Source organism: Bacillus sp. NTK071 (assembly GCF_017303315.1).
GTDB lineage: Bacteria > Bacillota > Bacilli > Bacillales > Guptibacillaceae > Guptibacillus.
Map to the genome: position 1 here is coordinate 1 of NZ_JAFKOI010000145.1, position 257 is coordinate 257.

Below are 257 nucleotides of genomic sequence, written 5' to 3' on the forward strand. Positions count from 1 at the left end.
GGCGCCGACGCGGTGGCCGGTCAACCTGTAGGCTTTCGAGAAGCTGTAGAGATGGATGAAGGTGTCGTCCCAGTCGGGATCGGCGAACAGGCCATGCGGCGGGCCGTCTTGCGTATGAAAGTCACGGTACGTCTCGTCGACGATCAGCGCGATACCGTGGCGCCGGGCGAGGTCCGCGAAGGCCGCGAGAAGCTCGGGCGGGTATTCCACGCCGCCCGGATTGTTGGGTGAAACCAGCGTGATCGCTTTGGTGCGCG

At 65.0% G+C, this 257-nt stretch carries 1 protein-coding gene; it reads right to left on the minus strand.

What is annotated here, in order from left to right; genetic code table 11:
* The coding region (locus JI666_RS21380) for an aminotransferase class I/II-fold pyridoxal phosphate-dependent enzyme (RefSeq protein WP_206895100.1) at positions 1–257 on the minus strand (257 nt) is incomplete at both ends.